The organism is Hugonella massiliensis, assembly GCA_001486445.1.
GTDB classification, from domain to species: domain Bacteria; phylum Actinomycetota; class Coriobacteriia; order Coriobacteriales; family Eggerthellaceae; genus Hugonella; species Hugonella massiliensis.
Window position 1 is genome coordinate 467,392 of sequence record LN908986.1, and the last position, 13,410, is coordinate 480,801.

13 protein-coding genes are annotated in these 13,410 nt (G+C 65.0%); 7 read left to right on the forward strand and 6 right to left on the reverse strand.

The annotated features are described in order from the left end of the window. The 6 genes from BN3270_RS04610 (at position 1) to BN3270_RS04635 (ending at position 6,432) form a co-directional block, all read left to right on the forward strand. Positions 1 to 1,149 (forward strand): 5-oxoprolinase subunit C family protein, encoded by a 1,149-nt coding sequence (locus tag BN3270_RS04610; RefSeq protein ID WP_082673352.1) that lies wholly within the window; start codon positions 1 to 3, stop codon positions 1,147 to 1,149. Between the two features lie 11 nt (positions 1,150 to 1,160). Then, on the forward strand, positions 1,161 to 1,664 hold the full coding sequence (accB, locus tag BN3270_RS04615; RefSeq protein WP_058985989.1) for an acetyl-CoA carboxylase biotin carboxyl carrier protein: 504 nt from the start codon (positions 1,161 to 1,163) through the stop codon (positions 1,662 to 1,664). An 18-nt stretch (positions 1,665 to 1,682) separates the two neighbouring features. Beyond that, on the forward strand, positions 1,683 to 3,032 hold the full coding sequence (gene accC / locus BN3270_RS04620; protein WP_058985990.1) for an acetyl-CoA carboxylase biotin carboxylase subunit: 1,350 nt from the start codon (positions 1,683 to 1,685) through the stop codon (positions 3,030 to 3,032). A 3-nt stretch (positions 3,033 to 3,035) separates the two neighbouring features. Continuing rightward, positions 3,036 to 3,878, forward strand: coding sequence for a putative hydro-lyase (locus BN3270_RS04625; protein ID WP_058985991.1), 843 nt, complete (start codon positions 3,036 to 3,038; stop codon positions 3,876 to 3,878). 51 nt (positions 3,879 to 3,929) lie between these two features. Further along, positions 3,930 to 5,576, forward strand: a complete 1,647-nt coding sequence (locus tag BN3270_RS04630) for an ABC1 kinase family protein (RefSeq protein ID WP_058985992.1) — start codon at positions 3,930 to 3,932, stop codon at positions 5,574 to 5,576. A gap of 94 nt (positions 5,577 to 5,670) precedes the next feature. Beyond that, complete coding sequence (locus tag BN3270_RS04635; RefSeq protein ID WP_058985993.1) at positions 5,671 to 6,432, forward strand: LamB/YcsF family protein; 762 nt, start codon at positions 5,671 to 5,673, stop codon at positions 6,430 to 6,432. A gap of 105 nt (positions 6,433 to 6,537) precedes the next feature. Here BN3270_RS04635 and BN3270_RS04640 read toward each other — a convergent pair whose 3' ends face one another. The 5 genes from BN3270_RS04640 to BN3270_RS04660 all read right to left on the reverse strand — a co-directional run bounded on the left by BN3270_RS04640 (position 6,538) and on the right by BN3270_RS04660 (position 11,274). Then, a complete protein-coding gene (locus BN3270_RS04640) occupies positions 6,538 to 7,803 on the reverse strand; it encodes an Nramp family divalent metal transporter (RefSeq protein WP_058985994.1) in 1,266 nt (421 codons plus the stop codon). A gap of 183 nt (positions 7,804 to 7,986) precedes the next feature. Continuing rightward, positions 7,987 to 8,553, reverse strand: coding sequence for a hypothetical protein (locus BN3270_RS04645; RefSeq protein WP_058985995.1), 567 nt, complete (start codon positions 8,551 to 8,553; stop codon positions 7,987 to 7,989). 133 nt (positions 8,554 to 8,686) lie between these two features. Further along, positions 8,687 to 9,019 carry a cupin domain-containing protein gene (locus tag BN3270_RS04650; RefSeq protein ID WP_058985996.1) on the reverse strand — a complete coding sequence of 111 codons (333 nt, stop codon included), beginning with the start codon at positions 9,017 to 9,019 and terminating at the stop codon, positions 8,687 to 8,689. Positions 9,020 to 9,126: 107 nt separating this feature from the next. Further along, positions 9,127 to 10,461 carry a glutamate-cysteine ligase family protein gene (locus tag BN3270_RS04655; protein ID WP_058985997.1) on the reverse strand — a complete coding sequence of 445 codons (1,335 nt, stop codon included), beginning with the start codon at positions 10,459 to 10,461 and terminating at the stop codon, positions 9,127 to 9,129. A 393-nt stretch (positions 10,462 to 10,854) separates the two neighbouring features. After that, positions 10,855 to 11,274: a TOBE domain-containing protein gene (locus BN3270_RS04660; protein WP_058985998.1), complete on the reverse strand. Its 420-nt coding sequence runs from the start codon at positions 11,272 to 11,274 to the stop codon at positions 10,855 to 10,857. A 223-nt stretch (positions 11,275 to 11,497) separates the two neighbouring features. Here BN3270_RS04660 and BN3270_RS04665 point away from each other — a divergent pair, with 223 nt between their 5' ends. Then, positions 11,498 to 12,463 carry a substrate-binding domain-containing protein gene (locus BN3270_RS04665; protein ID WP_058985999.1) on the forward strand — a complete coding sequence of 322 codons (966 nt, stop codon included), beginning with the start codon at positions 11,498 to 11,500 and terminating at the stop codon, positions 12,461 to 12,463. Here the strand turns inward: BN3270_RS04665 and BN3270_RS04670 are convergent. Further along, positions 12,460 to 13,407: a polysaccharide deacetylase family protein gene (locus BN3270_RS04670; protein ID WP_271711927.1), complete on the reverse strand. Its 948-nt coding sequence runs from the start codon at positions 13,405 to 13,407 to the stop codon at positions 12,460 to 12,462. The genes BN3270_RS04665 and BN3270_RS04670 overlap by 4 nt on opposite strands. Between the last annotated feature and the right edge of the window lie 3 nt (positions 13,408 to 13,410).

The following is a 13,410-nucleotide window of genomic DNA, read 5'->3' on the forward strand; positions in this document are numbered from 1 at the left end:
ATGGGCGTCACCGCCAACAAGCCGGGCATTTGCACCACGGTGCAGGACGCCGGCCGCTTCGGCTACCTGGGCAGCGGCTTCTCGCCTTCGGGCGTGATGGACCGGCGTGCCTTCCGCATCGCCAACCTGCTCGTCGACAACCCTCCAAACGCGCCCGTGCTCGAATTCTGCCTGGCCGGCCCCACCCTGCGCTTCACGGCGCCCACCTTCATCGCGCTCACCGGCGGCGACTTCGGCGCCACGATAGACGGGGCGCCCGTCCCCCTCTACACCGCCCTGCCCGTGCACCGCGGCAGCGTACTCGCCCTGCACGCCTCCCGCACCGGCGTCTACGGTTACCTGGCCGTGGCCGGCGGCAGCTTCAAAATCGACCCGGTCATGGGTTCGGCGTCGACCAATCTGAAATGCCGCATCGGCGGCTGGAAGGGGCGCAAGCTCGAAGCGGGCGACTACCTGCCCTTCACCACCCCTGCCCTCGACTACCTGCCCAACCTGGCTTCCCACGCCCTGGAAGACGTCAACGCCTTCTACGAGTTCAACGCCGACGTCCTGCGCCTGCGCGTCGTGCCCGGCCCCCAGGAAGACCTCTTCACCGAAGCCGGCATCGAAACCTTCTACGGCAGCCCCTTTTACGTCACCGGCAAGTGCGACCGCATGGGCTTTCGCCTTGACGGCGACGCGGTGGAAACGCGGCACGGATCGGACATCGTCTCTGACGGCATCGCCTTGGGCGCCGTGCAGGTGCCCAACCACGGCAGGCCGATCATCATGCTCGCCGACCGACAGACCACCGGGGGCTACGCCAAAATCGGCACAGTCGCCACCGTCGACATCCCCAAACTCGTGCAGAGCCGCCCCGGCCGCACGATCCGCTTCGAGCGCATTGCGGTGCAGGAGGCCCAAGAGCTGCTGCGCGACGAGGAACGGCACATGAAGGCCTTGGCCAAGATCGTCAAGAGGCCCTGCTTCGGCGGCCTTTCCCCGCGGAAAACCGCGCGACGGCTTACGCCGATCCTCGAAGCCCAGGCCATCGCCGCCGAAAACGAAAAGCTTTGGGTGGAAACCGGCGACCACCTGCACGCCGAGCGCAACGCCAACATCATGGAACGCCGCGAGCGGGCCAAGGCGGCCCTCGCCCGCCACGAATAGAAGGAGCACCGATGGACAAGAAGAAACTGCAGGCGCAGACCGTGCGCGACCTGCTCAACATCATGGACGAAGGCAACCTGTCGGCCATCCGCTACAAGGACGGCGACGTGAAAATCGAGCTCGAGCGCACCCTCCCCCGCGTCGACGGCCTGTCGCTGCCGCACATGGCCCAGCGCGTCCGCGAGCTCATCGACACCGAGGCCAGCGCTTCGGGCACGACCGCGGGCGCCGCGAGCGCGCCGGTCGCCCAACACGAGGACAGCGACACCCTCGTGCGCAGCCCCATGGTGGGCACCTTCTACGTGGGCCCCTCGCCCGACGAGGACCCCTTCGTCAAGCCGGGCCAGGAAGTGCTTACCGGCCAGACCCTCGCTATCGTCGAGGCCATGAAGATGATGAACGAGATCAAGGCCCCCGCGCCCGGCATCGTCACCGAAGTGCTCGCCGCCAACGGCGCGCAGGTGGAATACGATCAGCCCCTCTTCCGCATCGCCACCGAAGCGAGCGCGCAGTAGCGCAAGGCAGGTAGTCGTATGCTGAAGAAAGTCCTCATCGCCAACCGCGGGGAAATCGCCGTGCGCGTCATCCGCGCCTGCCGCGCGCTCGGCATCAAGACGGTCGCCGTCTATTCCACCGCCGACCGCCAGGCCCTCCATGTCTACCTGGCCGACGAAGCCGTATGCATCGGGCCTGCGCCCGCGCGCGATTCCTACCTCAATACCACCGCGATCATCACCGCCGCCTTGGGCACGGGCGCCGACGCCATCCACCCCGGCTACGGTTTCCTTTCTGAAAACGCGACCTTCGCCAAGATGTGCCGCGACAACGGCATCGTCTTCGTGGGTCCCTCCCCCGAAGTCATCGACCGCATGGGCAACAAGAGCCAGGCCCGCCGCACGATGATGGACGCCGGCGTACCGGTGACCCCCGGCTGCCGGGAATCCTTCCACGACGCCGCGACCGCCTTCGCCGCGGCCAAGCAGCTTGGCTGGCCCATCATGATCAAGGCCAGCTCGGGTGGCGGCGGCAAGGGCATGCGCGTGAGCGTTTCGAAAGACGATTTCGTCGAGGAGTTCACGATCGCCCAGCGCGAAAGCCAGAACGCCTTCGGCGACAACACCATGTACCTGGAACGCGCCGTCATGGACCCCCGCCACGTGGAGGTGCAGGTACTCGCCGACACCTTCGGCAACGTGGTGGCCTTGGGCGAGCGCGACTGCTCGGTCCAGCGCAACCACCAGAAGATGGTGGAGGAAAGCCCCTCGCCGGCCCTCGATGCCGCCACCCGCGAGCGCATGATGGCCGACGCCGTGAAGGCCTGCAAGGCCGTAGGCTACACGTCGGCCGGCACGATCGAGTTTTTGCTCGACCGCGACGGCAACTACTACTTCATGGAAATGAACACGCGCGTGCAGGTCGAGCACTGCGTGACCGAATTCGTCACCCACGTCGACATCGTGCGCGAAATGCTCTGCATCGCCGCCGGCGAGAGGCTTTCGTTCACCCAAGACGACGTTCAGCTCGACGGCCACGCGATCGAGTGCCGTATCAACGCCGAAATCCCCGAGAAGAGCTTCATGCCGAGCCCGGGCACGATCACGCAAACCCACCTGCCGGGCGGAAACGGCGTGCGCGTGGACACCGCCATCTACGACGGCTTCACGATTACGCCCTACTACGATTCGCTCATCGCCAAGGTCATCGTCCGCGGCCGCACGCGCCTGGAAGCCATCGAGAAGATGCGGACCGCGCTCGAAGAGATGGTCATCGTGGGCGTGCACACCAACCTCGATTTCCAGTATTCGATCATGGAAAACGAAACGTTCCGCGCCGGACGTGCCGACACGGGCTTTATCGACAAGTTCCTGAAAGGCGAGGTGTAGACCATGACCGTTCCAACCGACCTGCCCGCCCGCCCCGCGGGGGTTTCCGCGGACGTATGGGAGCGCGCCCTGGCGGCCAGCCCGCGCGAGCTGCGCCATCTTATCCGCACGGGCGAATTCCGATCCCCCACGAGCGGGCTGTGCCCCGGCTACGCTCAAGCCAACCTCATCGTCCTGCCCAAAGATCAGGCCTATGACTTCCTCCTGTTCGCCCAGCGCAACCCCAAGCCCTGCCCCCTGCTGGAAGTCACCGAAGTGGGCGAGCGCCAGACGCGCACGATCGCACAGGACTGCGACATCGCCACCGACTTCCCCCGCTACCGCATCTACCGCGAAGGCGCGCTCGTCGACGAGATAGACAACGTGGAAGACTACTGGCGCGACGACCTGGTGTCCTTCGTGATCGGCTGCTCCTTTTCCTTCGAAAGCGAGCTCATCGAAGCCGGCATCGAGATGCGCCACAACACGATGGGCCGCAACGTGTCGATGTACCTCACGTCGATCCCCTGCGCGCCTGCCGGCAGCATGTCGGGCAACATGGTGGTGTCGATGCGCCCCATCCCCTACGACCAGGTCGTGCTGGCCACGCAGATTTCCGGATCGATTCCCAAAGTCCACGGGGCGCCCGTGCACATCGGCGATCCGGCCCAGATCGGCATCCGCGACCTGGCTCATCCCGACTTCGGCGACCCGGTCGAGATCCGCGAAGGCGAAGTGCCTGTCTTCTGGGCCTGCGGGGTCACGCCCCAGTCGATCGTCATGCATTCGAAGCCGCCCTTCGCCATCACCCACGCCCCAGGCTGTATGCTGGTCACCGACACGAAAAACGTGAACCTGAAGTTCTAAGCGCGCCCAAGCGCACGGGCGCGGCTGCGCGCGGCGGTCGAAGGGAGCATCATGGCAGACGGTATTCTGAAGCGCGGCGGCGAGGCGCTGCAGGTCGCGCGCGTGATGCGCGACGGGATCGAGGACAAGACCTCGGCCAAGCGCTTGCGCGAGATCCTGGGCATCCTGCGCGCCCACCACGTGAACCGGCACATCGACCCCGACGACCTGGTGGCCACGATCGAAGATTTAGGCCCCACCTTCGTGAAGGCCGGCCAGATCATGTCGTCGCGCCGCGACCTCTTCCCCGCCCGCTACTGCGATGCACTCGCGAGCCTGCGCACCAAGGCCCGCCCTATGACCTTTTCCCAGGTCGAAGCCCGCTTGAACGAAGCCTACGACGGTAACTGGGGACGGGCCTTCGCCTCAATCGACGCCACCCCGCTTGGGTCCGCTTCGGTCGCGCAGGTGCACCGAGCCATCCTTGCCGACCACAAGACCGTCGTCGCCGTGAAGGTGCAGCGGCCCGGCATCAAGGAACAGATGCTCAAAGACCTCGAGCTCTTGCGGCGCGCCAACGACCTGCTCGAGCTTTCCACGATGGACGACGACGAGCAAGGCATCGACTTCACCGCTTTCGTGGACGAATTCGACCGCACCACGCGCGAAGAGCTCGACTTCAGGGCGGAGGCCCGCAACCTGCGCGACTTCCACGCCAACTGCCAAGGCGTGGCGCAGGTCACCTCGCCGGCGGTCTACGACGACCTCACGCGCGAGACCGTGCTCGTGATGGATTACGTGGTGGGCCCGCACGCCGACGACCAAGCGGCCATGGCCCGCATGAAGGTGAGCCCCGATGCCGTGGGCAAGCTCATCGCCCGCGACTACATCCGCCAAATGCTCACCGACGGACTCTTCCACGCCGACCCTCATCCGGGCAACATCATCGTGCAGAAGGACGGCGGCATCGAATGGATCGACCTCGGTATGGTGGGGCGCCTAAGCCCCACCGAACGCGGGCTTCTGGGCAAGATTCTGCTCGGCGTGGCCACGCGCGACCCGCAGATGCTCAAAGACGCCCTGCTCACCTGGGGGCACGCAGGCGAGGAGGTCGATCACGGCAAACTGCTCGCAGACATCGACGCCATGGTCGCGCGCTATTCCACCAGCGGGCTTTCCGACCTCGACGTGTCCGCTGCCGTGAGCGACCTCCTTGCCGTCCTGCAAAAGCAGCGAATCGTCATGCCCGCCTCCTTCACGATGCTCTCCCGCGGCCTGATCACCTTCGAGGGCACGATCGAGGCCATCTCACCCGGGCTGAGCATCATGGGCGCCGTGACCGACTATCTGGAACGCCACCTGCTCGACGGCTTCAGCCTGCGCAACGAATTCGTTTCCGGAGCGCTCGGCGCCTACAAGATCGCCAAGAAGACTGCCGGCCTGCCCAGCCAGCTTTCCAACCTGCTCGACATGGCCTCGAAGGGTCAAATCGGCATGAACATGAACGTGCGCGAGCTCGACCGGCCGCTTTCCAAGCTCGAGAGCACCATCGACCGCATGACCCTGGGGCTGATCGTAGCCGGCCTGTTCATCGGCTCGTCGCTCCTATGCCTGACGGCCATGGAGCCGCGCGTGCTCGGCGTGCCGATCATCGGTTTTCTGGGCTACCTGGGCGCCCTTGCGCTGAGCGTCTACATCGTGGTCAAAGGCAGACCCTAGCGAGCCGTCATCCCGACTACCGGGGCCCGACCGGAACCTCGCGCACCGACCGCGTCCCTCACGTTTCCCCCGATTGAAAAGGAGCTGTCCTCATATGAACGTCGATCTGAATGCCGATTTGGGCGAAAGCTTCGGAGCCTACACGATTGGGCGCGATGCCGACATCATCCCCCTTGTATCGAGCGTCAACATCGCCTGCGGCATGCACGCGGGCGACCCCGTCGTCATGCGTCGCACCGTGCAGAGGGCCCATGAGGCGGGCGTCGCCCTGGGAGCCCACCCCGGCTATCCCGACCTGCAGGGATTCGGGCGCCGTAACATGGCGCTTTCCCCCGACGAAGCCTACGCCTTCGTGCTCTACCAGGTCGGCGCGCTTGCCGCCTTCTGCCATGCGGAAGGCGCCGCCTTGCACCACGTGAAACCTCACGGCCAGCTCTACAACACGGCGGCCAAAGACCCCGCCCTTGCCGAGGCGATCGCCGCGGCCGTGCATGACGCCGATGCAGGGCTCGTCCTCGTAGCGCTTGCCGGCAGCGAGCTCGCCCGCGCGGGCAGGAAGGCGGGCCTGCGCGTCGCCGAAGAGTTCTTCGCCGACCGCGCCTACACCGACGACGGCACGCTCGTGCCCCGCAAAGAGCCCAACGCCGTCATCACCGATGCGACCTTCGCCGCCCAGCGGGCCCTGCGCGCCGTGCAGACGGGCACGATCGAAAGCGCATCCGGCACGCCGATCCACGTAGCAGCCGACACGATCTGCACCCACGGCGACAACGACCGCGCCCTCGCCTTCGTCCGCCTGCTGCGCGCCGCCTTCGCCGAAGCGGGCATCACCATCGCCCCACCCGCTCGCGGCTAAGCGAGCCCAAGCAGGCGGGGGCTCGTTCGTCCCGCCTCAAACGCAGACGCGCCCCGGCCGGAACCACCGGTCGGGGCGCGCCGCGTACGCACGTATAAGCGGAACCTAAGCGCCGATCAACTTGCTCACCGACGCGATGAAGCTCGACATGTTGCGGAAGCAGATGAAGAGCGTGACGATCACGATGACCACGCCCGCCGTATTCGCGAAGGCATGGTTGCGCCAGGTGCCCAGATCGGCGCCGTTGGCGCAGTAAATCGTGAAGAAGGCCATGATGGGCAGCAGAATCGCGTTGGCCGCCTGGGCGGTAAGAATGAGCTGCGTGGGGCTCTTGCCAAGTGCCACCGCCATCAAAACGCCCGAAACGAGCACAATGATCCAGATGACCTTGAACTTCAAATCTTTCATCGTCTTGCCCCAGCCGAGCACGCCGTTGACCGCATAGGCAGCCGAAAGTGACGCGGTGAGCACGCTCGAGAAGCCGGCCGCAAGCAGACCCAGGCCGATCATGACCGTCGCCCATTCGCCCATGAGGGGCTGAAGCGCGATCGCCATGTCCTTGCCGTTGGTCACCGCGACGCCCGTGCCGTGAATGTTGGCGGCGGCGCAGATGAGGATGGCCATCGAGATGAGGCCGCCCACGCCGATCGAGACGACGGCGTCGAAGCGGGCATCCGCTACCTGTTCGGGGTCTTTGAAGCGCTCGGCCGCGCCCGATGCATGCAGAAACAGGTTGTAGGGGACGATCGTCGTGCCGATAAGGCCGGTAACCACCAGGATGGGCGAGGTGCCGCCCGTTTGTTCGGTGGAAGGCAGGGTCGGCGTGAACAGGCCCGCCAACGCCGCACCCCAGTCGACGGGGGAGGCGAAAGCGGTGATGAGAAAGACGACGCCCATGAAGACCACGATGGCGGTGAGAATCTTTTCGACCACCTTGTAGGAGCCGATCCACAGCATGGCGAAGCCGATGATGCCGATCACGACGGCGATGGCGACCATCGACGCGCTGGGGAAAACGGCCTGGATGCCCAGGATGCCGCCCGTCACGTTGCCCGTTTCGTAGGCGATGTTGCCGATGAAGATCGCGATGATCACCACGATGATCGCGATCCATTTCAGCACCGGATGCGTAATGCGCTCGCGGATGTTCTCGCCGAGGCCCTTTCCGGTCACGATGCCCACGCGGGCCGCCATCTCTTGGAAGATGATCGTCGCCACCGTCGCGAACAGGAGGGCCCACAATAAGGTGTACCCGTAGCTCGCGCCCGATACCGTGCAGGTGGTAACCGTGCCCGGGCCCACGAAACCGGCGGCGACCAGAGCGCCTGGGCCGATATTGCGCAGCTTTTCGGCAAACGTGCTCTTTGCCATAGTCGTTCCTTCCTCTCTTCAGTCGTTCCTGGTGACTTTATCAGAGTGGAGTACACGAGTTAGAAAGACGGCAAAGTATTAGCGATTCGGAAACATTCTGGCCACGAGCGGTCGTCGCGCCGAAGGCACGCCCCGTAAGCCCCACAGGGGATGCACGACGACCGCCCGTCTTCTGCCTCGTCTTTAGCGAATCGCGCGTTCGTAGACCGCCGTCGCCGCCTCGAAGCCCGCGATGTCGTCGCGCAGGCGGTCGACCCGTTCGTTCACCGCCGCGTCGTCGGCCAACCATTCCCGATAGCAGTAAGGAGCCGACGACCGAAGAGAGGCGATGCGCTCGCGCACCACGCTCACCGCAGCCCCTGCAATCAGGACCTGCGCCTGCAGATCGCGAAGGTCGCCGGAAGTGCTTGCCGCACGGTCGCCGCGACGCGCCGAGCCCAGGGATGCCTGCGGGGCGCGACCGGTCGCCTTGGCAGACAGGCGCGCGTGGCGTACGCCCCCATTGTCTTCGTCGATGGCGGACTGCGATGAGCCCCCAGCATGCACCCGAGCCTTAGCGCGCGCTCGCGCGAAGCGCTCGGCGGCTTCCCAGCGCCGTCGTTCCCAACAGCCGACCCGTGCCTCGTATTCAACGCCGACGAGGGCGGCTTCGTGCTCGACGGATTCGAGCGTGCGCACGAGTTCGTCGAGCTCCCCTTGCATGCCCGCAAGCGTGCGGGCCAGCGCTCGCGTTCGTTCTTCCGTGTCCATACGTCCTCCTTGCTCGCTTCAGAAGGAGCTCAGTATAGCTGAATATACCTGTTTACGTGAACCGTAAACAGGACTTATAGAACGTTTGTTCGTGCTACACGCGTGCACAAAGGGCGCTCTGGGGAAGGAGCGCTCAACGAATCGTCATGCGCAGCAGCTTTACAGGCGAGCCGCACGTTCCCGCCACCACGCAGGCCTCACCCGCGCGCACCTCGATCGCGTCGCCTTGCTCCATGCGCTCGGCATGATCGGGGTAGGAAAGATCAGCTCGGCCTTCGAGCGCCAGAAACAAGGTATCGCCCCGATAGATATGCGGGGCCAGTTCCACGCCGCCCGGCACGGCAATGAGCTCGCAGACCATATGTTCGTCATCCACGATCGTCCGCGTCGTCACGCGGTCTTCGGCCATGAGCACCAAACTCGCAAGGTTTTCCGGCGTCTGGGTCGGCAGTTCTTCGAATTCCATCGTCAACACCCTCTTCGCACCCCTACCATGTGCGCCCCCACTCTATCGCGCGCTGCGCAACGGCGCGATGGCATCTGGGCAACGGTTTAGCGAAAGGCGCTCGGCACCTAGGCGAACGGCACGCCCTCGAGCGCATGCGCCCGCAGGGGCAGCAGGTAGACGGCCTCTTCCTCTTCGAGCGAGGCGTTTGCCATATTGAAGAGGAACTCGACCCACTCGTAGACGTAGTGGCCGTACACCGCGGCGTTCTTGCCATGTTGGCGGATTTTGGCGATCGCCATCTCTACGCTCGAATCGGAAAGGGGCCAGAAATCGCCCTGCACGCCGAGCGCGTCTTCGATGGCCGTCAGGTTCGCCGGGGAATAGAAGATGCCCTTCACGAGGGCGGCGTACCCCAACACGCCCACATCGGGCATGCAGTCGGCCGGGCGAATCTCCACGAACCTTTTGAGACGGATGTCGGTCCAGAACATGGAGATGAGGTGCTCGATATCTTCGGTGGCAAGCGGGGCGTCGCCGTAGGCGTCCATAGCGCGCTCGTCGCCCACCCAACGCACCTCTTCCACCCGCGCATCATCCGGGTGCGCGGCCTTGGCGCGCGTCACGAAAATGGGCGCATTGTGCAAAAGGTAGTTGGCCACCGACTCGAAGCCGAACCCGCGGCTGAAGGTGCCGGGAATGACCCCGCACCGATGCGGGTCGACATCGCGCCACAGGGCCATGCGCGCCAGGGGCTCTTCGTTCTTCTCGCCTTCGAACACGGGCGTGTTATCGCAGATGAAGGCGAGGATCGGAGCGAGGGCGGTACCCACGCGGAACTTGCGCACCGCGTCGCTTTCGGAAAAGTAGTCGATCGACACCTGGGTGCTCGCGCTGCCGCGCATCATGCGCTCGCCATGCGTGCCCAGCTCATGGAAATAGCGGTCCATGAAGGCGTAGCGCTGCTTGGGAATCAGGGGCATGTCGAGAGCCTTGGTCTTGGGGCGGTAGCCCTGGCAGGCAACCGAGCACCCATAGGGGGCAAGGAAGGCGTCCACGTAGCCGCGGAAGTCGTTGTAGGCCTTCGCGATGTCGCTCAGGCGCGCCAGGGGCGCGATGGAAATCTCGAGCTGGGCGGCCGGCTCGATCGTGATGTTGCCGCTCTCGTTGGCAAGGCCCAAGATATCCCCCGCGGCATTGCGCGTCACCTGGGGGTAGTAGGCGGCCAAATGCTCGAGCACGTCGCGCACGCCGGGGATTCCGTCATGGGGCTCGTAGAAGAGGGGCTCTTGGTCGCTCGTGCGCATGAGGAAATGCTCCACTTCAACGCCCAAGTAGCCCGGGCGGTCGAGGAAGCCATCGTCATCGTAATAGCGGTCCCCCTTCGTAGCGCAGCCCGATTCGAAATAGGCGACGATACGGGCGCGATTCTCACGCTGAATATCAGTTTCCACGATAGCCATAAAGGGGACTCCTCGATCGCAAGCCCGGGACGCGCGCCCCAGCGCACGCCCCTTTATATTGGTTGCGATTTTACTCCAAGGGGCAGATGCGCCCTAATCAGCTCAACAAACTGTTGATTTCTCACAAAGGGGGCTGCGGGCGCCGCGCCCCAAACGCAAAAGGACCCCCGGCGCGGGGCCGAGGGTCCTCTGTCCGGCGGCTCCGGGAACCAGGGAGGGCGCCGGCGTATGGGCGATACGCCTTACGGTGCCTATAGGGATTGCACCGTCATACGGTAGGCATCACTCTGCATCCTCCCGCATGCCTTTCGCGCGAGAAGGGACAGAGGCCACAATAGACATCCCGTTTCGTCACGGTTCGTCCCTGTTCGGCTTCGCCTCAACGGCATCCGCCTATTCGACGCCCACCATCACATCGGTCGATTTGATGAGGGCAACGGCCTTCTCGCCTTCGGCGAGACCAAGCGATTCGATGGCGTCATTGGTAATGGAGCCGAACACGATGCTGCCGTCGGAAAGCTCGAGCTTCACATGACCGTTCACGGCGCCTTCCTTCACGGAGACTACGGTGCCTTCGAGCTGGTTGCGCGCAGAGATGCCGGCGATCTTCTGAGTCGCGAACATCACGTTCGATGCCTTGACGATGGCGATGGCCTCCTTGCCGGTTTCCAGACCAAGATCCTCGATGGCGTTCATGGTGATGTCGGCCGTAATGACGTTGTCGCCCATCTGAATGGACACGACGCCGTTCACCGCACCGGCCTTCACATTGCTGATGGTGCCCTTGAGCTGGTTGCGAGCGGAAATCTTCATGGCGTGCTCCTTCGGTTCGCCTGTCGGTTCGATAGAAGCACGATAGCAAGCGCGGCGCCGCACGCCACGCCCGTCACCCGCTTCTTCACATTCGCCGTCGCCGTTCGCCCCCGTTCATCACCAGACGCGCACAAGCGTGCAGGGCGCGCCCTCCGCACGACGCGACGGGACTGGCGTATACTGTTCTCAAATCAGAATAATACGGTCGCAGAAAGGGAACCCTGTGACACTCGATCGAGAACCGCTCAAAGCGGCCGACGTGGCGGCTCTGCTCCATATGGGGAAGAACGCCGTCTACGAACGCGCGAAATCGGGAGAGCTGCCCTCATACCGCATCGGCAGAAAGCTCCTGTTCAACCGGGCGGATGTCGACGCGTACGCCGCAAGCCTGCGCTGCGGCTCCCCCGCGGCATCCGCCGACGCAAGGCGTGCGCCCGCTTCAGGCTCTCCGCTGAAAGCAGGTCCCGCCTTTCCCGAGGCTCCAGGCGCGAACGGGGCCTTCCGCATCCTGGGCACCGACATCGTGAGCGACATCGCCGCAAACCGCATGAACACGGCAGGGCTGGCGTCCGCACACGCCTACGAAAGCGACTACCAGTCGCTCGCCCGCCTCTATTTCGGCACGGCCGACGTCGCCTTCACCCAGCTCTACGACCATCGGTCCAACGCCTGCAACGTCCCCTTCGCCGAAAAGCTCGCTCCGGGCGCGGCCGTCTGCGTCATCAGGATCGTCCCGCGCACCTTCGGCTTCGTCGTCGCGGCAGGCAACCCCCACCGCATCGCCTCGTGGGGCGCCCTCCTGCGCGACGGCGTCACCCTGGCCAACCAGCGCCTGGGCTCGGCCGCCCGTGTCCTGCTCGACGAGAAGATCATCTCGATGGACGCGCGCGGCGAGGCGATCGAAGGCTACGCGCGGGTCTGCGAAAACGACCGGGCGGTCATAGACGACGTCGCTTCCGGCCGGGCGGACGTAGGCGTGGTCTGCGAGCGGTCTGCCGCCTTCACCCCCGACGTGGCATTCGTTCCCCTGCAAACCGTCTGGCTCGACGCGACGGTCGCGAAGAACGCGCGCTGCCGGCCGCTCGTCCGCGCGCTCAAAGAAGACGCCTCGTCGAGCGCCTTCCACGCGCTCTTGCGCAATCTGGGCGAAGACGTGCGCCAAACCGGCTCGATCGTCTACGAAAGCTAGTTGTTCACCTTCTGGTGGCTGGCGAGCGCCGTACGATCGATGGCCTTGAAGGTATAGCCCTCCTGCTGGTAGTGCTCGATAATCGCCGGCAGGGCGTCGACCGTCGCCTCATGCCCGGCCGAATCGTGCATGAGCAGCATCACGTTCGTATAGTCGGCGTTGTCGGTCGCGTAGGCGGCAAGCTCGTCGGCGGTATGGCCGGCGGCACCGTCGCCGCAGCTGATGTTCCAGTCGAAGTACTGGTAGCCGCGCTCCTGCACGTCCTGGGTCAGCTTGGTCATGATGCCCTTGCTGTACTTGGCCGACACGGTGTTCGACGCGCCGCCCGGGAAGCGGATGAAGCAGGGCACATACCCGATCTGGTCTTTCACCACGGCCCCGATCTGGTCGAGGTCGTTGAAGAAGGTGTCCTCGCTCGCATAGATCGAGTACGCGTGGGTGTAGCTGTGCAGGCCGATCGTGTTACCGCGGTCGTAGGCCTCTTTGATCATGTAGACATACGAGGGTTCTTCGTTGGTCACGAAGAAGGTGGCCTTCACGCCATAGCGGTCGAGGATGTCGAGGACCTTTTCGGTGTTGGCCGACGGACCGTCGTCGAAGGTGAGCCAGATGGTCTTCGTGCCGTCGGTCTTGGTGCGCCATTGGGTCTGCGCCTGGGGGTCGACGGCGAAATCGGCCGCGCGCGTGTCGTCGGCCGACGCCTGGCCAGAATCCCCCTGCGCATCCTGCGCGGTCGATGCGCCTGCATCCTGGGCCGGCGCCTCGCCCATCGACTGATCGGGCGCAGGCTGGGGAGCGAAGGCGCCCGACCCCCCGGCTACCCCCACGACCACCGCCGCCACGGCCAGAGCCGCCAGCACCGCGCGCACCCGGCGCAGGCAGGGGCCCGGCATCCAACAAAGCTTCACGATGCAGAAGCCGGCGCGCACGGTATGATGGGGCACGTC

What these genes read in the sequence shown, in the direction of transcription:
- BN3270_RS04610 (WP_082673352.1), top strand. Translation starts at nt 1, where the DNA reads ATGGGCGTCACCGCCAACAAGCCGGGCATTTGCACCACGGTGCAGGAC.
- accB (WP_058985989.1), top strand. Translation starts at nt 1,161, where the DNA reads ATGGACAAGAAGAAACTGCAGGCGCAGACCGTGCGCGACCTGCTCAAC.
- accC (WP_058985990.1), top strand. Translation starts at nt 1,683, where the DNA reads ATGCTGAAGAAAGTCCTCATCGCCAACCGCGGGGAAATCGCCGTGCGC.
- BN3270_RS04625 (WP_058985991.1), top strand. Translation starts at nt 3,036, where the DNA reads ATGACCGTTCCAACCGACCTGCCCGCCCGCCCCGCGGGGGTTTCCGCG.
- BN3270_RS04630 (WP_058985992.1), top strand. Translation starts at nt 3,930, where the DNA reads ATGGCAGACGGTATTCTGAAGCGCGGCGGCGAGGCGCTGCAGGTCGCG.
- BN3270_RS04635 (WP_058985993.1), top strand. Translation starts at nt 5,671, where the DNA reads ATGAACGTCGATCTGAATGCCGATTTGGGCGAAAGCTTCGGAGCCTAC.
- BN3270_RS04640 (WP_058985994.1), bottom strand. Translation starts at nt 7,803, where the DNA reads ATGGCAAAGAGCACGTTTGCCGAAAAGCTGCGCAATATCGGCCCAGGC.
- BN3270_RS04645 (WP_058985995.1), bottom strand. Translation starts at nt 8,553, where the DNA reads ATGGACACGGAAGAACGAACGCGAGCGCTGGCCCGCACGCTTGCGGGC.
- BN3270_RS04650 (WP_058985996.1), bottom strand. Translation starts at nt 9,019, where the DNA reads ATGGAATTCGAAGAACTGCCGACCCAGACGCCGGAAAACCTTGCGAGT.
- BN3270_RS04655 (WP_058985997.1), bottom strand. Translation starts at nt 10,461, where the DNA reads ATGGCTATCGTGGAAACTGATATTCAGCGTGAGAATCGCGCCCGTATC.
- BN3270_RS04660 (WP_058985998.1), bottom strand. Translation starts at nt 11,274, where the DNA reads ATGAAGATTTCCGCTCGCAACCAGCTCAAGGGCACCATCAGCAATGTG.